At 41.2% G+C, this 19,949-nt stretch carries 21 protein-coding genes; 15 read left to right on the top strand and 6 right to left on the bottom strand.

Annotated elements, in window-relative coordinates; genetic code table 11:
• The 7 genes from L1264_RS09740 to L1264_RS09715 form a co-directional block, all read left to right on the top strand.
• Window positions 1-430, top strand: a 430-nt coding sequence (locus L1264_RS09740; RefSeq protein WP_235403925.1) for a zeta toxin family protein, incomplete at its 5' end; no start/stop codon positions are given.
• A gap of 8 nt (window positions 431-438) precedes the next feature.
• A complete protein-coding gene (locus L1264_RS09735) occupies window positions 439-606 on the top strand; it encodes a hypothetical protein (protein WP_166338703.1) in 168 nt (55 codons plus the stop codon).
• Window positions 607-918: 312 nt separating this feature from the next.
• Complete coding sequence (locus tag L1264_RS09730; RefSeq protein WP_199527282.1) at window positions 919-1,626, top strand: hypothetical protein; 708 nt, start codon at window positions 919-921, stop codon at window positions 1,624-1,626.
• A gap of 21 nt (window positions 1,627-1,647) precedes the next feature.
• On the top strand, window positions 1,648-2,151 hold the full coding sequence (locus L1264_RS09725) for an RNA polymerase sigma factor (RefSeq protein WP_199527283.1): 504 nt from the start codon (window positions 1,648-1,650) through the stop codon (window positions 2,149-2,151).
• 5 nt (window positions 2,152-2,156) lie between these two features.
• On the top strand, window positions 2,157-2,729 hold the full coding sequence (locus tag L1264_RS09720) for a hypothetical protein (protein ID WP_199527284.1): 573 nt from the start codon (window positions 2,157-2,159) through the stop codon (window positions 2,727-2,729).
• 68 nt (window positions 2,730-2,797) lie between these two features.
• A complete protein-coding gene (locus L1264_RS21440; protein WP_268795669.1) occupies window positions 2,798-2,929 on the top strand; it encodes a hypothetical protein in 132 nt (43 codons plus the stop codon).
• 276 nt (window positions 2,930-3,205) lie between these two features.
• Window positions 3,206-5,278: a M13 family metallopeptidase gene (locus tag L1264_RS09715; protein WP_199527285.1), complete on the top strand. Its 2,073-nt coding sequence runs from the start codon at window positions 3,206-3,208 to the stop codon at window positions 5,276-5,278.
• A 684-nt stretch (window positions 5,279-5,962) separates the two neighbouring features.
• Here the strand turns inward: L1264_RS09715 and yjgA are convergent.
• Window positions 5,963-6,484, bottom strand: coding sequence for a ribosome biogenesis factor YjgA (gene yjgA / locus L1264_RS09710; protein WP_199527286.1), 522 nt, complete (start codon window positions 6,482-6,484; stop codon window positions 5,963-5,965).
• 137 nt (window positions 6,485-6,621) lie between these two features.
• Between yjgA and pmbA the strand changes: the two genes are divergently transcribed.
• Together pmbA and L1264_RS09700 are read left to right on the top strand one after the other, a co-directional pair.
• Entirely contained in the window at window positions 6,622-7,959 is a 1,338-nt protein-coding gene (gene pmbA / locus L1264_RS09705) for a metalloprotease PmbA (protein ID WP_063699980.1), read from the top strand.
• A 128-nt stretch (window positions 7,960-8,087) separates the two neighbouring features.
• Entirely contained in the window at window positions 8,088-8,504 is a 417-nt protein-coding gene (locus L1264_RS09700) for a VOC family protein (RefSeq protein WP_199527287.1), read from the top strand.
• Between the two features lie 658 nt (window positions 8,505-9,162).
• Here the strand turns inward: L1264_RS09700 and L1264_RS09695 are convergent.
• Window positions 9,163-9,819: a LiaF domain-containing protein gene (locus tag L1264_RS09695; protein ID WP_199527288.1), complete on the bottom strand. Its 657-nt coding sequence runs from the start codon at window positions 9,817-9,819 to the stop codon at window positions 9,163-9,165.
• 329 nt (window positions 9,820-10,148) lie between these two features.
• Here L1264_RS09695 and L1264_RS09690 point away from each other — a divergent pair, with 329 nt between their 5' ends.
• The 3 genes from L1264_RS09690 (at window position 10,149) to L1264_RS09680 (ending at window position 11,394) form a co-directional block, all read left to right on the top strand.
• Entirely contained in the window at window positions 10,149-10,715 is a 567-nt protein-coding gene (locus tag L1264_RS09690; protein ID WP_105174978.1) for a BON domain-containing protein, read from the top strand.
• 57 nt (window positions 10,716-10,772) lie between these two features.
• On the top strand, window positions 10,773-10,931 hold the full coding sequence (locus L1264_RS09685) for a YqaE/Pmp3 family membrane protein (RefSeq protein ID WP_064971745.1): 159 nt from the start codon (window positions 10,773-10,775) through the stop codon (window positions 10,929-10,931).
• A 253-nt stretch (window positions 10,932-11,184) separates the two neighbouring features.
• Complete coding sequence (locus tag L1264_RS09680; RefSeq protein ID WP_058583864.1) at window positions 11,185-11,394, top strand: hypothetical protein; 210 nt, start codon at window positions 11,185-11,187, stop codon at window positions 11,392-11,394.
• Here the strand turns inward: L1264_RS09680 and L1264_RS09675 are convergent.
• Entirely contained in the window at window positions 11,379-13,403 is a 2,025-nt protein-coding gene (locus tag L1264_RS09675) for a methyl-accepting chemotaxis protein (protein ID WP_199527289.1), read from the bottom strand. The genes L1264_RS09680 and L1264_RS09675 overlap by 16 nt on opposite strands.
• A 123-nt stretch (window positions 13,404-13,526) precedes the next feature.
• Between L1264_RS09675 and L1264_RS09670 the strand changes: the two genes are divergently transcribed.
• Entirely contained in the window at window positions 13,527-14,297 is a 771-nt protein-coding gene (locus L1264_RS09670; RefSeq protein WP_199527290.1) for an NADP-binding protein, read from the top strand.
• On the opposite strand, the gene hutC is transcribed toward L1264_RS09670, so the two are convergent.
• Window positions 14,298-15,005: a histidine utilization repressor gene (hutC, locus tag L1264_RS09665; protein WP_199527291.1), complete on the bottom strand. Its 708-nt coding sequence runs from the start codon at window positions 15,003-15,005 to the stop codon at window positions 14,298-14,300.
• 138 nt (window positions 15,006-15,143) lie between these two features.
• Here hutC and hutI point away from each other — a divergent pair, with 138 nt between their 5' ends.
• Together hutI and L1264_RS09655 are read left to right on the top strand one after the other, a co-directional pair.
• Window positions 15,144-16,385, top strand: coding sequence for an imidazolonepropionase (gene hutI / locus L1264_RS09660; RefSeq protein WP_199527292.1), 1,242 nt, complete (start codon window positions 15,144-15,146; stop codon window positions 16,383-16,385).
• 121 nt (window positions 16,386-16,506) lie between these two features.
• Window positions 16,507-18,180 (top strand): EAL domain-containing protein, encoded by a 1,674-nt coding sequence (locus tag L1264_RS09655; RefSeq protein WP_171040432.1) that lies wholly within the window; start codon window positions 16,507-16,509, stop codon window positions 18,178-18,180.
• A 198-nt stretch (window positions 18,181-18,378) separates the two neighbouring features.
• Here L1264_RS09655 and L1264_RS09650 read toward each other — a convergent pair whose 3' ends face one another.
• Both L1264_RS09650 and rraA read right to left on the bottom strand, forming a co-directional pair.
• Window positions 18,379-19,428, bottom strand: coding sequence for a formimidoylglutamase (locus L1264_RS09650; RefSeq protein ID WP_199527293.1), 1,050 nt, complete (start codon window positions 19,426-19,428; stop codon window positions 18,379-18,381).
• A gap of 5 nt (window positions 19,429-19,433) precedes the next feature.
• On the bottom strand, window positions 19,434-19,931 hold the full coding sequence (rraA, locus tag L1264_RS09645) for a ribonuclease E activity regulator RraA (protein WP_135922757.1): 498 nt from the start codon (window positions 19,929-19,931) through the stop codon (window positions 19,434-19,436).
• Window positions 19,932-19,949 lie beyond the last annotated feature (18 nt).

The following is a 19,949-nucleotide window of genomic DNA, read 5'->3' as shown; positions in this document are numbered from 1 at the left end:
GACAATTGACCATGCTTTTAAAAATAAACAGTCATTTTTGTTAGATGGTACCTTGGCAAGTTATGATGTTGCAGAAAAAAATATTGAGCGATCTATTCGTAAAGGTCGAAATGTGCTTATTTTGTTTGTATACCAAAACCCAGAATATGCATGGGAATTTGTTGAAGCTAGAGAGAAGTTAGAAGGGCGTAGAATTTTACCAAATACTTTTATAGATCAATTTTTTGCATCACAAAAAGTTATAAAGGAACTTAAGGCAGAGTTTGGAAGTCAAATTAAAGTAGATTTATTAGTTAAGAATAATAAGGGTCGAACACGCTTTTATCATGATAATGTTCAGGCAATTGAGCATCATTTAGATGAAAAATTCACTAGAGAAGATCTAGAGAGCCTGATAAAATCATCGTCCAGCTCAAAAAACGAGCTTTAGGAGTGCCTATGTTTTCAAATTTAATAAAGCCAAAGCAAGCTCAAAATTCTAAGCTTTCAGACTTTGTACTTGATTCAAGCTCAAGTGAGAAAAAGCGAGTTTATAATCAAGTTATTGAGCGAGCAATTTCCTCTCAAGTACAGGTAGTAAATAAAGCACCTGCTGGCCATAAGTAATTATTAAAAGTCCCTATGTGGGACTTTTTTGCTTAAGAAAGAAACGCAATTTCAAATAGATAGTTAAATTAAACACCTCTTATAGACCCAAAATTTTTTTATTAGCTTTACTAGCTTAATCTCAAAAATTTCTACACCTCTTTTTTATCCTTAAAATTCAAAGAAATAAAATTATTTTTATTTTTTTAAAAATATTTTGTCAGGTTTTTTGAGTTTGTCTCGTCTATAGCTGCAAATGACACGAAGTTGTTCTATTTGGTGGTAGCAATAGGCAGTGTCTTGTGTATCTATTTTTTCGAAAAGGACAAACTCATGACGACTACAACATCAACTGTGAATACGCTAAAACTTGATTCAGCAAATGCACCATTTAGTGATGCTGCTCTTTGGTTAAAAGAAGGGTGGGGGCTATTTAAAAAAGCACCGTTTAAACTTTTTTTACTTATGACGCTGTTCGCCATTTTGCCTGGTTTAGTGCAGCTATTGCCTGCACCTACAGGTTTAACCGTATCTAAATGGTTAGCGCCTATGTTAATGGCAACGGTATGGCCTTTGTTGTTTAACCTGAATAATAACCAGAGATTTTCATTTAGGCACAATGCAACATGGGCGAAGTGGGGGCGAGTTGCCGTGTGGTCAGTTGTTGGTATTTTACTGGCGCTGGTGCAATTTGCTGTTGGCAGTGCTTTGATCGGTAGTGAGCAGTTATCGGTATTATTGTCTGGTCAATTTGTTGATGTTGAGCGCTGGCGCGTAGGGGTTATGTTTGTATCAATTGTCCCTATAAATATGCTGCTTATGTTTGTGGTGCCCCTGTTACTTTTAAATAATGCTTCGCTTATTTCAGCTGTAAAAGAAAGTATTACAACCGCATTAACGGTGATTAAACCATTAAGCATGCTTTGTTTGATTAATATGCTCGTTACCTTTACTGCCCCTTATAGTCTTTTACCTATGTTGTTGGTAGGGCCGGTATTAGCATGTACCTACTTTTGTGCCTATAATCGTTTGTTCAAATAATAATAAAAACATGGAAGTACAGTGAAAGCTGATGTTCAAATAAACACATTGCTGAATGAATACGCGCCGTTGTTGGCGCGTGTTGCTGCAACCTACGAGATCAATCAAGCGCTACAAGATGAGCTAATTCAAGAGATGTCGCTGGCTGTTTGGCGCGCTTTTGAAAGTAATGACTCATCACCCGATGTTGCCTTTCGTGGCGATGCCAGCATAAAAACCTATATTGCCCGAATAGCTCACAATAAAGCGGTTGATCATGTGATAAAAGAGCAAAACTGCAAAGAGGTGGCAAGCTCTGAAAGTATTAATTACACCCACGCCTTAAGTGCGCATAAATCACCAGACGACAGCTTAGATTTAATGGCTGCCCTTCGTAAATTATCGCTGAAATATAGGCAGGTGCTTGCTTTGCAGCTTGAAGGGTTTAATCAAAGTGAGATAGCTCAAACACTGGGATTGTCTGAAGATGCAGTTGCTAAACGTGTAAGTAGGGCAAGACAACAACTTGCGAGCCTAATGGAGTAAATAAAGTGGATAAATTCGAAGCAGATGATCAATTAGCTAAGTGGCAGCAGGCATTCGTGCAAGCAACCCCGAAGGTGGATAGCGCGGCGTTAATTGCGCAAACACAAAAGTCGCGAACTAAGTTAAAGCTAAAAGGTTTAATCGACTCTTTATTAGGTGTTGTGGTAACCGTATTTTGTATTTACGCCATGTTGTTTGAGGCAAAAAATACCTATGAAACCATTATGTTTGCGCTATTAGTACCTATTCCTTTAGGTTTTGGGATTTGGTCATACCGTTTAAGACGAAAGCTTTGGCGAGCAGAAACGCTAGACGTCAATGCAATGCTTAATTTTAAAGAGAATCAGCTGAAGCACCAAGTTCATTACTGGCATGTGAGTTTTATTGGCTGTGTCGTTCTTTGGTGCGCTTTGCTGATCGTTGCCTTGTTTAATATGGTTATGTTTAAAACATACAGCCTATGGCTTATCCAGCTTGGTATTAATGGCATTATCGTGCTGGCTGTTTATGTACGCTATAAAAAACTAAAAGCACAGCTTGCTAAAGCGCTAGAGAGTATTCAAGCAATGCGTGGATAATGCTTCTTGACGAGCCGTTCTTAAAACTTATATAACGTGTTATTCAAATAATAATAAAGGATATAGAGATGGAAGTTTTATACAGTATTTTGTTTTGGGGATCGCCTGTCGGCTTAGGGTTGTTCTTTTTCTTATCGTGCACGGGGGCTGGGGTGCTTTTTTGGGGGATTGCACAGCTTAAGAAAGCTTCATCTAATTAAAAAGCTGATGTGTGAAAACATCGGCTCATAACGACTTCGACTTGCGAAATAGACTCTAATGAGTTGTTAGGAATACCATTACGGTCTTCACCTTATCGCTTTTCTCCCTCTCACCGCTCAGATATGCCGCTTATCTTTTTTGATAAGAATTGTTACATATTCGGTTTTATTGTTTTGCTTGAGAGGTTTATTATGGAGAAAGCGAAAAACTAATGATTAATTAGGTTTGCTAGTTTTTCGATAAATACATCAAAAAATAATTAGTACGGGACTCCCATGAAAAAAGTAACACTTACCGCGGCAAGTATTGCACTAGCCCTCGGTCTTGTTGGTTGTGGTGAAAAAGAACAAGAAACTAAAGCACCAGCAACTGCGGCCGTCACTGAAGCAAAAGCACCTTTAAATTCAGGTATTGAACTGGCGAACATGGACAAGTCTGTTCGCGCACAAGATGACTTTTACTATCACGTAAACGGCGAATGGTTAGAAAAAACAGAAATTCCGGGTGATAAATCAAACTATGGTTCATTCACTCAGCTTTACGATGATTCGCAAAAAGCGATGAAAGAAGTGTTAGAAAAGGCAGCGGCAAACACTAATGTTAAACCGGGGTCAGATGAAGCTAAGTTAGCTGCGTTCTATAACAGCTATATGGATGAAGCAGGCCGTGAAGCGGCTGGTATCAAACCATTAACGCCAGTACTTGCAAGCGTTGATGCAGTAAAGAGCAAGCCTGAGCTTGTTGCTTTAATGGCTGAACTTCGCATTAAAGGTGGTAGCTTACCATTTGGTTATTATGTCAATAATGATGCAAAAAACTCGAGCGAATACGCGATGTATGTTTATCAGTCTGGTTTAGGTTTACCAGATCGTGATTATTATCTAAAAGACGATGAAAAATTCACAAAAATTCGTGAAGCTTACCAAGCATACGTTACAGCTATCTTAAGTAAAGCGGGTGTAGCAGATGCAGAATCTGCGGCTAAAGCTATTATTGATCTTGAAACAAGCATTGCTGATGCGCAGTGGAGCCGTGTTGAAAGTCGCGATGCTACTAAATCTTACAACAAGATGAGCGTTGCAGATGCTAACAAACTTACTGGCGACTTTGACTTTGCAGCTTACCTTGATGCGTCAGGTATTAAAACTGAAGAGGTAATCATTCGCCAACCTAGTTACCTAGAAAAATTTGCAGGTATCTACAAGGATACAGACTTAGCAACTTGGCAGAATTACCTTAAGTTCCACTTTGTGAGCAACTACGCTGCACTATTAGATAAAGAGCTTGTAGATCTTAACTTTGATTTTTACAGCACAACGCTTCGTGGTGTGACTGAGCAATCTCCGCTTTGGAAAAAAGCAGTTGATGCATCAAACGGTGTATTAGGTGAAATGCTTGGTAAAGTATACGTTAAAGATAACTTCCCACCTGAAGCGAAAGCGCGTATGGAAGAGTTAGTTGATAACGTAATTAGAGGTTACGCAGTTGCGATTGAAAACCTTGAGTGGATGAGCCCAGAAACAAAAATCGCTGCAAAAGAAAAGCTTGATAAGTTCACGCCAAAAATCGGTTACCCAGATAAATGGAAAGACTACTCAGCACTTGAAGTTAAAAGCGATGATTTAGTCGGTAATTACATTCGCCACAGCGAATGGGAGTTTGCCGATATGATTGCTAAACTAGGTAAGCCAGTTGATCGCTCTGAGTGGCACATGACACCACAAACAGTAAACGCTTACTACAACCCAGTGAACAACGAAATCGTATTCCCTGCGGCTATCTTACAACCGCCATTCTTTAACCTTGAAGCCGATGACGCTGTTAACTACGGTGCAATCGGTGCGGTAATCGGCCACGAACTTGGTCACGGTTTTGATGACCAAGGTGCGAAATACGATGGTGACGGAAACTTACGTAACTGGTGGAGCGAATCAGACCTTAAACAGTTTGAAGAGCGCACAGGTCAGCTAGTTGCTCAGTATAATGAATATAAGCCGTTTGAAGATGCTAGCGTAAATGGTGAGCTAACATTAGGTGAAAATATTGGTGACTTAGGCGGCTTAACAGTTGCCTATACTGCTTACCAATTATCACTTGGTGATGAAAAAGCGCCTGTGATTGATGGTTACACGGGTGATCAACGTTTCTTCATGGGATGGTCACAAATTTGGCGTCGTAAATACCGTGACGAAGAGTTACGTAACCGCCTAATGACAGACCCTCATTCACCAAGCCACTACCGTGTAATCGGTATTCTTTCAAACATGCCAGAATTCTATCAAGCGTTTGATGTGAAAGAAGGCGACAAGATGTATATCAAACCAGAAGATCGCGTAAAAATCTGGTAATTGATTATCGATTTAAAAAGGCTCTGAGTGAACGCTCAGAGCCTTTTTTGTTTGGAGTTGTCAGCTTTCAGCCGTCAGTTTTGAGCCGAACAATGGTGTATGTTGTACTGCGTTTGTTTGCTGATATGGCGGCGAGTGCTAGAAGGTCGGGCAAAAATATATTCACAAAGAGAAGTGAATGAGGAAACCAAAAAATATTTTGTTTCCCTTATCAGCGAAGTGTCTCTTATCACTCTTTGTGAGTTAAAGATCTTTTTCTAACCACAGAGGACACAGAGAGCACAGAGGAAGAGAACGGAGGTTTATCTTCAGTAAAGCGTCTCATGATCTCATTGTGATACTTTGGTTTTCTCTGTGTAGCGCGAAGCGCCTCTGTGTTCTCTGTGGTTCAAATATGTTTTGCACAAAGAGAAGTGAATGAGAAAAGAATGAGGGAACCACAAGATCATTTTTTACTTTCTCTAAAGCGCAGCGTCTCATGAGCTCTTTGTGATAATTTGGTTTTCTCTGTGTAGCGCGAAGCGCCTCAGTGTTCTCTGTGGTTCAAATATGTTTTTCACAATGAGAAGTGAATGAGGAAACCAAAAAATATTTTGTTTCCCTCTAAAGCGAAGCGTCTCACAATCTCTTTGTGCGATTAAATGTCTTTGATGTAGGCGTGATATTTATTTCGCGCGAAGGAAATTAAACCATAATCGCATCTTTAAGATACTGGAATAACTCTTTGTACGCTTTGGCTGGTTTTTCAGCTTTCACTTCTTTTGCGGCGCTACGCACTAATTGGCGCATTTTTTGGCGTTCAAGAGACGGGTATTGATCAATTGTTGAATTGATCAGGTCGTCACCTTGTTTGATCAAATCATCACGAAGCATTTCAATCTTGTTCAACAAAACATCCGCTTGGTTGTTTTTGTTAAGCATGATGTCGATCATCGCTTGAATTTCATCAACGTTCTCTGTGGTACGTAATACTTTTGCGATGTAGTTTAGGTTACGACGATATGCATCGCTTTTGTCACTCACCTTATCAGAAACAACAAGGGCTTCTTTTAAATCGTGATTGAGCGGTAAACGATCGCGTTGCTTTTTCGGCATTTTCGCGATTTCAGCACCCAGACCATGATATTGCATGGCTTCACGTTTTAATTCGCTTTTTGATACGTAAATAATTTCTTCTTCGATAAGTGGCTTTTTCTTCTTCGCCATAAGGATGCTCATTCAGTAAACTTAACTATTCGCTATTATACGTCATTTAGTTAATGATTAATATTAGCTGATGCAGGTCTCGCAGTGTGTTAGCATTCGTTACACTATAAAAAATATCAGAACCTAGGACACACAAGATGAAAGATCCTATTTATCAACACATTTCTGAAGTGAAAGACGCAGTAAGCGAAGTGCTTGAGCATGCAAAAAAGCTTGGTGCAACAGCAGCAGAAGCGGCGATGTCGAGCACATCAGGTTTGTCTGTCAGCACGCGTATGGGCGAAGTTGAAACAATAGAGTTTAACCAGGACGGTGGCTTAGGTATCAGTGTTTATGTGGGTAATAACAAAGGCTCTGCTTCAACGGCAGACCTAAACCCTAAAACATTACGTACAGTGGTCGAAAAAGCCATTGATATTGCTAAGTTCACTTCTGACGACCCATTTAATGGTATCGCTGATAAAGAGTTACTAGAGTTTGCACCGCTTGATTTAGATTTATACCACCCGTGGGAAGTAAGCCCAGAGCAAGGTATTGAGCTTTGTCATCAAGCAGAGCAGGCGGCATTAAACGCCGATGAGCGTATTGTAAACTCAGACGGTGCGAGTTTTTCTTCTCACCAAGGTCTACGTGTTTATGGTAACAGCCATGGCATGATTGCAGGTTACCCACGTACGCGTCATAGCATTAGCACTATGGTGATTGGTAAAGATGGCGAGCAAATGCAGCGCGATTCAGCCTATACCGTAGCGCGCCATAAAGATGATTTAAATGACGCTGCAAAAGTGGGTCTCGAAGCTGCAACTGAAACCTTGGCTAAGCTTAATAGCCAAAAGCTAGGTACTATGAAAGTGCCTGTAATCTTTAGAGCAGATATTGCTAACTCATTGTTTGGCCATTTAGTGTCGGCGATTGGTGGTGGTGCACTTTATCGTAAATCGAGCTTCTTGCTTGATAGCTTAGGGACTAAAGTATTTAGCGATTGCGTGAATATCTCTGAGCGCCCGCATTTATTAAGAGGTTTAGCGTCTTCGCCGTTTGATGCTGAAGGTTTAAAAACTGTAGACCGTGAAATTATTCAAGGTGGTGAGCTGCAAACTTATCTATTAGCTAGCTACGCGGCACGTAAACTATCGATGACACCAACGGGTCATGCTGGTGGTATTCATAACTGGCTAGTTGAACAAACCCATGCTGATTTAAAAGCGCTATTAAAAACTATGGGCACAGGTTTATTAGTAACTGAGCTTATGGGCCAAGGTGTGAACACCGTAACTGGTGATTACTCACGTGGCGCAGCTGGCTTCTGGGTTGAAAATGGTGAAATCCAATACCCAGTCAGTGAAATCACGATTGCTGGTAACTTAAAAGACATGTTCAAGGCAGTTGTCGGCTTAGGTGGCGACATCGAGCGTCGCGGTGGTATTCAAACTGGCTCTGTATTGATTGAACAAATGCAGGTTGCAGGTAGTTGATTCATCAATAACTACTCAATTTTAAAGCCTCACGTTTGTGGGGCTTTTTTATTTGAAAAAACGCTTTACCTAAACTTAACTTGAGGTTTTATCTTGGTGGCAGTTTAAAAATAAAAAGGAAAACTACCATGTATTTAGAGCACGTAAACCTTGTTGTAAGTAATGTTGATGCCATGCTGCACTTTTATAAAGCCGCATTCCCACATTGGCGTGTGCGTAGCCAAGGTGATAGCACATGGTCAGGCAAACCGCGTAAATGGCTGCACTTTGGTGATGATTACCAATATCTTGCATTAAGCGATAACGGTGAAGCTGAAAACCGTGATTTAGCAGGTCACCAAGTGGGCCTAGCTCATTTTGCCTATGTGACAAACGACATTAATGCCGTAATTGAACGCTTGGTTGACGCTGGTTATGAAATAGATAAACAGGGTCCAGAAAACCCGTATCGTAAAAATGTATATTTTATCGATCCCGCAGGTTTTGAAGTTGAGTTTGTAGAGTATTTCAGTGATATACCGAGTGAAAGGAATAATGACTTGTAGCTAGAGCAGTCAGCTTTTAGCCGAGCACTAGAAGGTCGAGAAAAATATATGCACAAAGAGAAGAGAATGAGAAAGTAATAACTTGCTTTTCTCTGTGGTTCAATTTGTTTTAAAAAATTTGCACAAAGGGAAGTGAATGAGAAGAGAATGAGGAAGTGATAATTGTGTTTTTTGTTTTCTCTAAAGCGCAGCGCTTCTTGTCCTCTTTGTGAATTAAAGATCTTTTTTCTAACTACAGAGGACACAGAGTGCACAGAGGAAGAGAAGGACAGGCTCTAGTCATTCTCTTTGTATTAATTGGGTTTTCTCTGTGTAGCGCGCAGCGCCTCTGTGCTCTCTGTGGTTCAAATATGTTTTGCACAAAGAGAAGAAAATGAGAAGACAATGAGGAAACCAAAAGATTTAATATCTTCGTGAACTAAAGATCTTTTTCTAACCACAGAGGGCACAGAGAGCATAGAGGAAGAGAACTGAGTTTTCTCTTAAGCGAAGCGCCTCTTACCCTCTTTGTGCGATTAGATCTTCGATGTAAGCGTGAAATTTATTTCGCGCGCATTCTAGTAGGTCGTGCTTTAGCGCGTCATTGGTGAAACGTATGCAATATCTTGTCGCCATAAATGACGACCTACATTAACATAATCGCAACTCGCAACTTTTACTACATCTTATTCATCTCTTTCCAACTGGCTTTTAGACTGTTGGCAAAGCTGATGAACTTTTCTTTCATGGTACGTTTTACTTTGATCTCAACTGAGCCTAGCCAAACATTACCTTCAATGGTGATGGTTGGGCCTTGGCCTTTGTTTAAGGCAACAGACTTATTCTCTACGCTGCCAATCACGCTAAATAATTTAGATACCACATTAACATGTTCTGGCACGTAGATTTCGTCGCTACCTAAAATACAGTTCACATAAATGGTGACATGCTGATGTTGGAAAATCGCTTCGCTAAAGTCGAGTTCGATTGAACCTAAGCAGTTTGTAAGGTGAATTTCTTTTGGTACCACCCATTGGCCGCTACGCTCATTTGAACCCAAAATGCTTCGAAGCTGCAGGCTCTCGTTGTCGCTGCTATGGCTGTAGTGAGGTTTAAATTGCGCATGCTTTTGCGATTTGTAGTCAATATCTGCTTTCAGATCTAAATCAGCAACAAGCTCAACGAGTACTTCGTTGCTGGTGGCCGCCATTGCTTGGTCTAGGCGGCGTTCAAATGCTTCAGCTGAAATAACAGCATGACTGTAGTTATAAATGAGTTGATCAATAACTTCTTCTCTTACTTGATCGATTGGGCGATCTTCAAGTTTAACGGCCATGGTAGTTCCCTGTTGTGATTATCAAAGTGATTTTTCTGTTATTCGTTATGTGCAAAGCTTAGGCCAAAGTTTATTTCTTTATAAATCAGTTTGTTGTGTTTTTAGCTGAATAAGCTACTTCGTTAAATTAACCACAGATTAATAAAATCAGCAACTAAATGGTTATTTTTGCAACATTGTGAACATCTTACCGAGCAGCTTGTAAATCTTTACCGAAATGAATATAAATCACCGCTGAATGACTGTTTAACTTGTTGAAAATTAATAATTAAATAATTGGCATCATAGTCGCATTAGTAAAACTGTCTTTAATCAAAAGGAGAAAGATTATGAACACTTTTAACAAATCTATGATTGCCGCTTTAGTAATTGGTGCAACTAGCATGTCAGCTCAGGCAAGCAGCTGGGAAAATGAAAGTAAAGATGCTTGGATTGATGGTAAGGCAGAAACTGTGCTTCTTATGAACACAAACCTTAACAACTTTGATATCAACACTGATGTAACGAATGGCAAGGTTGTATTAACAGGTAAAGTTGATAGCGAATTAGATAAAGAGCTTGCTGAAGAGCTGGTTCTTAGCCTAGATGGCGTTAGCTCTGTAGATAACAAACTAACGGTTGTTAAAAACATGAAGGCTAAGAAGATGAAAGCAGATAAAGCTGATTCAGCCGAAAGCGATTTAACCGATGCAAAAATCAGTACTGTAATCACAACACGTTATTTATTTAACTCAGAAGTGGGTGGTACCGATATCGATGTTGATACCGACAACGGTGTAGTAACACTGAAAGGTACTGTTGAGTCTGATGCAGAAAAGCAATTAGCAATCAGCATTGCTGAAAATGCTGAAGATGTTCGCAAAGTAATCGATGAATTAACGATTGTTGCTGAATAATAGCAAGCCCTATATAGCCCAGCTTTGGCTGGGCTTATCTTTTTCAAGGAGTGAGTCATGGATTTAATACGTATTATTTTATCGGTTTTAATTCCACCTCTCGGCGTATTTTTACAGGTAGGTTTAGGTGCGCAGTTCTGGATTAATATTCTTTTAACCTTATTAGGGTACATTCCAGGTTTGATTCATGCTGTGTATATCATCGCTAAGCGATAATCACCGCATTAATTAGCAAGGATGGGTAATGGAGCACAGCAAGGAAGGGCTGTAGGAGTAACGGAAGATAAACCGCAAGGAGTTTACAGTATGGACAATGTAGCTAAGCACAAAGGACAACAAGGAAGTAACAAGGCGTTATGGAGTAGCGCACAATGGCAACGCTTTATGGAGAAAGTGAATGGAAATGACAGCAAGGAATAGCTTAGGCTGGGAGCCAAACAGGATGAAGCTAGCGTAAGGAGGGGACTATATGGAACAAGTACAAACGCAACCAACACAAGGATTGACCGACAAAGGAGTTGCTTTATGGAACAAGCAACAGTGGCACGAATTTATGGAACACGCGAAAGCGGTTGCGCCACGATTAACAGGGAAGGCTGACGATAAAAACCCGATGTCATCTTCAGGTGACATCGGGTTTTTAACTACTTCAGCAATTTATCTTTATAACTTAAATTGATTAACAGTCTTATTTAAAGACGCAGCTAATTCATTCAAATCACGTGCTTCATCCGCCAATTCATGGGCATGATCCGCAGTGCTATTCACTAAGTGATTAATCGCTGCCAAGCTATTGTTGATATCTTCTGCAACCACAGTCTGCTGTTCTGTCGAAGTCGCAATTTGATGACTTTGATCTTGTACATTTGTCACTGATTGCGCGATATCTTGCAGTGCTTGCAATACAATTTGTGTTTGCTCAACTGAGCCTTCAGCACGTTCTTGACCTTGTTGCATCATGGTCGATGCTTGTTGGGCAATTTGTTGTAAACGGCTGATCATGTTGCGAATATCATCCGTTGACTCTTGCGTTCTGCTTGCCAGTGAACGAACTTCGTCGGCAACAACTGCGAAGCCTCGGCCTTGCTCACCTGCACGGGCAGCTTCTATCGCCGCGTTTAGTGCGAGTAAGTTGGTTTGCTCAGCGATTGAGTTGATAACATCAACCACCGCGCCAATATTGCCACTTTCTTGCTCAAGACCCGCAACGACTTTAGATGCTTCACCGATGTGACTTGCCAGAGCGGTCATTACTGACTGAGCCTGAGTTGAGCGTTTAGTGCCATCTGCAGTAATAGTTTGTACTTCTTCAGCGGCATTATTAGTGTGCTGTGCATTACGCGAGATTTCCATCACTGTAGAAGCCATTTCGGTTACAGCCGCACTCACACTGTCAACTTGTTGCTTTTCTTGCTGAATTTCATCGTTCGTTTTTTGCGAAACAATTTTCAACTGGCTCGCAGCTTGGCTTAGTTGCTCAGCCTGCGCGGCAGTATTAAGCATCATCGCGCGCAATTTATCGATGAAGGTGTTCATGTGATGAGCAAGTTGACCCACTTCGTCATGACTCTTAATTTCGATTTTTTGTGTTAAATCGCCATCACCTGATGCGATATCACGCATGATGTAAGTCAGTTTAGTCAGTGGCTTGGTGATCATTTGCGTGGCCCAGAAGATCATCGCAATAATAATCGCGATAATGATGATCACTGATGTTGTGGTTGTCATCACCGCATCGTTTACTGGCTCATCAATCATACTGGTTGGTATTAAAATACCCACGTACCAATCAAGGTAAGGGGTTTCTAATTCAAGGCGGTTGTATACAACGTAATATTGCTCACCTTTGAAAGTCACAAAGCTACTACCATCTTTTTGGCTTTTCATCGCGCGGTTTAATTCGCTAAAGCCTGAAGTGTCGCTAAATTGTTTTTCGAGGGCATCTAAACCTTCTTTGCCATTCGGACCTTCGTCAGTCACAGACAGCTTGTGGCCAGTGCGTTTAGAAAAATGCACAACCTTTTGGTTGCCATCAAGCAAGAAACCAAAGCCTTGGCCATTAAAGCGAATAGCTTCAACCATGTCGTTGATATTATTAAGCTGTAAATCAACACCACCAAAGCCAACAAGCTTGTTTTGTTTATACACAGGCTGTTGTACAACTGCAGAGGCATTACCTGTGGTTAAATCCACAGAAATTGGGCCTACATAGAGTTTGTTGATCTTTAAAGCGTCTTGCCACCAACCACGTTTATATGCGTAGTAAGGTTGGCCGTTGTAATGAGTGGTACGCTCGTTTTCTTTGAAATACTCACCTGTTGTTGCAGATGCAAAGAAGGCAGATAAGATGTTGTCATCGTTGCCACTGATACGGACAAAATCTTGATTAACGCTGTCGTATCCAGGCTGGTTATCAAGGCTTTGGTCACGTTTAGTCCAGTTGTCGAACCAATTCACTAAATGCGGATTTGTCACGAAGGTTTGTACTACTTTACCGTATTTGGCAAAGTAACCTTGCATTGAAAGTCGCTCACTCTGTAAATAGCTGTCGGCTTCGCGTTGAATAGCTTTGCGAGATAGGTCAGCAATATGATTAACAAAGAAACTAGACGCGATGATCAGTAGTACACTAATCGTCCCGCCAATCAGCAGTAATATTTTTTTACGTAAAGAGAGATTGTTTAACATAGGTGCACGTATTTTTATTATCGGTTAGAGTTATCTATCTAATCATATTTGCGCTTAAATCGCTACTTTGCAAAACGGTAGTTATTAATAAAATATTACAAAATACATAGGGTAAGTTACTAAATGGTTGTGAATGATAATAAAATGGTGGTGCTAGGTGCAGGTTGGTTGGGGAAAGCTCTTTGTCTTAAGGCAAAGGGATTGGCGTGGCAGGTGCAGGGGACACACCGTAGTCGCGATCACGAACATGACTTTCAGCGTCAGTTTGCACTTGAAGATGGTGTACTTAAACATGACGTATCACTTGAAGGAGCATGGTGGGTGTGTGCAATTCCACCGCGTAGCCGCAGCTCAGAAAGTAATTATTTAGATACATTACAAGCTGGGCTTGAACTTGCCAAACACCTAAATTGTAAAGGCTTTATTTTATGTTCTTCGACAGGTGTTTACCCAACTGACAATGGTTGTTACGACGAAAGCACAGAAATTAACTGCCAATCAGCACGCCAACAAACATTATACGATGCGGAGCAATTAGTGCTAAATGCAGGTGGCAAGGCATTGCGCTTAGCGGGACTTGTAGGCCCCGAACGCGACCCAGGTAAGTTTGTTGCAGGTAAAGAGCTTACTAGCTCAAGTCAGCAAGTGGTGAACATGGTACAACAGCAAGATGTAATAGCGGCGATTTTTTCAGTGCTTGAAAACTGGTCTAACGCCAATAGCATTTATAACGTTGTTAACCCAGCGCATCCAACAAAAGCGGACTACTACCAGCAAAAATGCTCTGAACTGGGTAATCAACCACCCACCTTTACAAGTCATGAAGCTGGCGAACGTATCATTGATGGCTCGGCTATTGAGGCGCTGAACTTTCACTATCAATTGCCAATTTAATTACTTTTTAAAGGTTAAGTGACCGCCGAGTCTGTATTTACTACCTGGTGAGACTAAGCGTGCAAAGCTTACAATGCCATTTGCTGACCATGTTCGGCGGATCACTTGCAAACAAGGCTCTTCATTGTAGAGATTAAGCCATTCGCACATTTCTTGGTTAGGCATAATCGCCTCAACCGTATGTCTGGCCTCAGTTAATGGCGCACTGGTTGATAAATACTCATGGGGGGTTAGGCTGTGGAAATCTTGTTGTAAGTAATCTTTTGCCAGAGCCGGGTTCACAAAGCGCTCTTCTACTTGCAGAGGTTGCTCGTTCTCGTTGTGAACGATGACGCTACGATAAACATGACTGTCTACATCAACGCCCAATGCAATTGCAATAGGGGCAATTGCACGTATTGATTCCATCACTAAAATTGTACAGCTGTAATCACTGTTACGAGCTTTAACTTCATCAGCGATGTTTTTAATTTCGAGCAATGATGATTGTGACTTAAAGCTTGCTACAAAAGTCCCTTGGCCTTGGCTACGAGTTAGTATACCGGCGTCTGTAAGTTCAGATAACGCGCGTCTGGCCGTCATGCGGCTAACCTGAAACTGGCTGGTTAATTCATTTTCTGAGGGCACGCGGCTATTTTCTTGCCATTGACCCGATCGAATGTTTTCCAAAATATATTCTTTTATTTGCGTAAACTTAGGGACGCTCATTGTGAAAGTGCACAGGTAAGTTAACAGTGTGTTACAAGGTGGCATAATTTTCTTGTATATACAAGATGAGTTGTTAAACTTTAAGCTAATTTGATTAGGCGCTTTAAAGCTCGCAGCAGATATAAGTATAGGTGAAAAATGCATACAACGAACGATAGCCAAATGCACTGGGATTTAGTGATCACAGATGCCAATATTGCCACCATGAATCCTGAAGTTGATGCGCCATACGGTGCTATAGAAAATGCAGCGATCGCAGTAAAAGAAGGTAAAATTGCTTGGTTAGGTTCGCAAGCTGACTTACCAAACTTTGATGCATTAGCAACACCGACTATCTCAGCTAAAGGGCAATGGTTAACACCGGGATTAATTGATTGCCACACTCACTTAGTGTTTGCCGGTAGCCGCGCTGAAGAGTTCGAGCAACGCTTGCAAGGTGTCAGTTATGAGCAAATTGCTGCTAATGGCGGCGGTATTGCAAGTACAGTTCGAGCAACGCGCGCAGCAGACCACGAAACCTTATTTGTCAGTGCGAAAGAGCGCTTAAATGCGTTATACGCAGAAGGCGTGACTACGGTAGAGATCAAATCTGGCTATGGTCTTGACTGCGAAAACGAAATTAAACTACTCGAAGTGGCTCGCTTATTAGGTGAAAATCATCCGGTTGATGTTAAAACCACATTTTTAGGTGCTCACGCATTACCACCTGAATATAAAGGCCGCAGTGATGAATATATAGAGCTTGTTTGTGGTGAAATGCTTGACCGTGTTGTTGAAGCTGATTTAGCTGATGCGATTGATGCATTTTGTGAAAATGTCGGTTTTAGTAACGAGCAAACTCGCCGTGTATTTGAAGCGGCTAAAAAGCACAACTTACCTGTTAAATTGCATGCTGAGCAGTTATCTAATCAACATGGTGCAGAACTTGTTGCTGAATTTAATGGCTTATCAGCCGACCATATTGAACATTTAGATGAAGCAGGCATTCAAGCAATGGCCAAAGCTGGCACTGCGGCAGTGCTGTTACCGGGGGCATTTTATTTCTTACGTGAAACAAAATATCCGCCAATTGAATTACTTCAGCAGTATCAGGTGCCTATTGCTATATCAACCGACTTCAACCCAGGAACGTCACCATTGTGTTCATTGCATTTAATGATGAATATGGCCTGTACTATTTTTCGTATGACACCAGAGCAAGCGCTTGCAGGTGTAACACGTAATGCCGCCAAAGCCTTGGGTCTTGATGATCGAGGTGTATTAAAAGTGGGGGCACGCGCTGATATTGCTCACTGGCAAATATCCCACCCTGCGCAATTAAGTTACCAATTCGGCGTAAATAAACTGTTAAATCTGTGGATTTTGGGTAGACTTAGTTAGAAGTTATTTTTACGTATTTTTGGATTAGATGTCATTGATTGCCAGTTTAGCGAGTAACGGTGTAGGGCTCGTAAATTTAAGTAGTGATGCAGTGTCTGTGTTTTTAGCAGGCTGCGTTTTTATGGCAATGATTTGTGCGTTGTGTGTCACTCGTCATCCAATACTTAGACTCAGTTTAGTTGTTAATGGTGTGCTGGGGTTGGCAATCCTCAACTCCGCTATTCCTTGGTTAATCATTTTATTAGCAATGAGTCTTTGCTTTCATTTATGGCAAGCTTTTCGAACAAATAACTGGTTAGCGATTATTTTTACTGTCGCTGCAGCGATTACGTTTACAGTTATGTATTCTGCCCACTTATTGCTCGAAACTTCCGCGTATTGGTTAGTGATTTCAGTTATTGTTTTATCTGTGTCTGGCTTTTTTAATTTTGAAGAACCAGAAGAAAGTGAAGAAGTCATAGTTGATACTCCTTACCATGATGAAATAGACAGTACTCCACTAACTGGCTTGCCAGATCGCAGCGATTTACGACGTAGCTTTGCTAGCTGGGTTGAAGAACACTCGCATAACTGCGCCCTTGTTATGCTGCGCTTAGAGGGATTTGAAAGTGTTAACCAGCATATAGGTCGGGACTTTGGTGATTTATTACTTGCTCAGTCTGCTACTCGTATTAAACAGCAATTAGACAATGATGCAGTGCTTAATATTAGTAGTGGCGCTGGCAATATAGAAAAGCTTGCTCACTTAGGTGGATTAAATTTTGCCTTCATTTGCTCTCTTGAGGAGCAAAAGCATTTGCATGAGCAACTTATAAGTCAAATAAAACAAGTGACCTTAAAACCCTTCAATGTGGCAAATTGCACTATTGAGGTGAAAGTGCGAGCTAGCTACGTTAGCTGTAATGAGCCTGAATACAGTTTTGAAAACCTTATTTCTTTCGCTAACCTTGCACTTGATTCAAACCCAGATCGGGCTATCGTGCCATATCATCCACAAATGATGATTGAGCAGCTAGAGCAGCAAGCAAGGCTTCGAGAGCTGGCGCACTTAGATTTTGCTAGTGAGCTTGAGTTGTATTTTCAACCAGTGGTTCGTAATAGTGACAACAAAATAGAGTTTTTAGAATTGTTGTTACGCTGGCAGCATCCAAAACAAGGGATCTTAGCAGCTAACAAGTTTATTGATGATATTCGTGTTGCAGGCCTAAGCTATCCGGTTGCTGCTTATGTGATTGAGCGAGCAGCAGAGCTTGCTATGGCATTACGTATGGAAGGCATGCAGCTGCCACTCAGTATTAATGTGTTTGGTCCTGAGATGCTACATGAAGAGTTTATTGAATTTGTAGACCGTATTGCCACCGAGCATCATTTAGAACCCGGCGCTTTAATTATTGAATGCCCGCTTGATCTATTTATGAGCTTGGATGATCAAGGTAAAGCCATGGTTGCAAGGCTAAGTAGCATTGGTATTAAACTGTGTGTAGATGGATTAGGTGATACCCCTGTTTGGCTATCTAAACTACCAAATTTGAATGTTGAGTATGTTAAAGTTGCAGCATCGCTTACCGCAGATTTTGCTCACCAAACTCAAATACGTAGCCTCGTTTCAGGGGTGGTGGCTATGCATAACCAAAATAATGCTAAAGTGATTTGTGAAGGGGTGGAAACCTTAGAGCAACTTAATTTTATTAAGTCATTAAACACCTATGCAGCGCAAGGTTATTATTTTAATTACCCGCTTAGTAGTGTAGGTATGGTGTCATGGTTAAAGCAATGGCATTTAGAGCATCAGTAATGAAGCTAGCGAGTTTCTAGGGGAAAGTTAGCGAGCTGTTTGACTCGTTACATTGCGTTTTATCTTGAACCTTGCTTCCAATTTAACTTGCTTCCAATTTAAGGGGTGCGGCATAAAGCCGCTGCTACAGGTAGGTGTGAAACTTGTTTCGAGCTGACCTCCCCAAAAATCAGTCGTTATCTCGTTTCTCGCCTCTTTCTAACTTGCCTCTCTTGCCTGCAAATACGCATTCACTAGGGCAGTGATAATTTGGCCGGCATCGTTCATGCCTGCTTCTAAACTAACAGGGTGTTGTGATGGTGCACCTTCACATAAATGAAGGTAGCGAGCAGTTATTTGGCTGGCTGCTAAATGCACAAAGTGTTCTGCATCACTCACACTAAAGCCGCAATTGGTATAAGCGCTAACTGGCATTAGCGAAATACTGTCTAAGTCAACTTCGACGCCTAATGGGGCATTATCGAATTTATTAAGTGCTTGTTTACATGCGGTTGATAAGTCTATATTGCGACGAACTTGAATGTCTTGATAACTATCAAACGAGAAGTTTGCTTGAGTTAACGCATTCATAATTGCTTGATTATTCTTAAATTCGTGCAAACCCATCACATGATAATCAGCGAGATGATTTTCGCTGTAGGCATACCTAAAGCCATTACCACTATGGCGACCTTCACAGTCTCTAAAATCAGCGTGAGGGTCTAAGTTAATGGCGTTTACTGGTTTGCCATGCTGCTTACTAAGGGCACGTAATATACCTAAGCAGTTGTTGTGTCCGCCACCTATCACAATTGGCTCAAGGCCAGCTGCAAAAATCATTGCCAGTACTTGCTCAACACGGGTGTCGATATCGCCACACAGTTCACGTAGTTTGGCTAAGTCGGCGTCGTTTTTATTATCAAGGTTAGCTGCTTGTTGGTTTAAATCATCAAGCGCAACTTCACCAAGTAGCAATACACGCTCATGGTTTAAAAATTGGTTATGAGTTTGATTCAAAAAGCGCTTTAAGAAAGCTAGCCATGCTTGCTGTGCACCGCCATTACCTAGGTTAGCACGAGGCCCAATATCTTCACACACGCCAACTAAAACGTAACGAATACCAAACTGTTTGGCATCAATAAGAGCCTGAGAGGCGTTTACATGTGTATCAAGAAGAGCAAGAGCTTGCCATGCTTTTTGTTCATTGGCGCGGCGGACACATAAATGTTTTACCGCCGCTTCATCATAAATTTTAAGGGGATTTATCACTGAGATTAGTCTTCTATTATTTCTAACTCTAATTCTTCAGCAGATAATATAATGCCGGTACTATCGGCGTAAACAAAGTCACCATCAAAGAAAGACACACCGGCAAAATTAACGCCTATACCATCTTCGCCTGCGCCTTCACTGTCTGCAGCAACTGGAATAGAAGCAATTGCTTGAATGCCTAGATCTAGCTCTTCAAGTTCGTCAACATGGCGAATAGCACCGTAAACGATGATCCCTTGCCAGTTATTCTCAAGGGCGATTTCTGCTAGTTCAATATCTATTAGTGCGCGTCGGGTTGAACCACCACCATCGATCAAAAGCACACTATCGGTTCCGTCCGTAGTTAAGATATCGCGGATCAGCTCGTTATTTTCAAAACATTTAACAGTTTTCACTCGGCCACTAAAGCTTGGGCGTCCACCAAAATTGATAAACATTGGCTCGAGCACATCGACCACGTCGGCAAAGTGATCGCATAAATCAGAAGTGCTGTAATCCATTTTTTCATCCTCTAAAGA

The organism is Pseudoalteromonas sp. APAL1, assembly GCF_021532475.1.
GTDB lineage: Bacteria > Pseudomonadota > Gammaproteobacteria > Enterobacterales > Alteromonadaceae > Pseudoalteromonas > Pseudoalteromonas lipolytica_C.
This window is presented reverse-complemented; position numbering and strand designations above follow the sequence as displayed.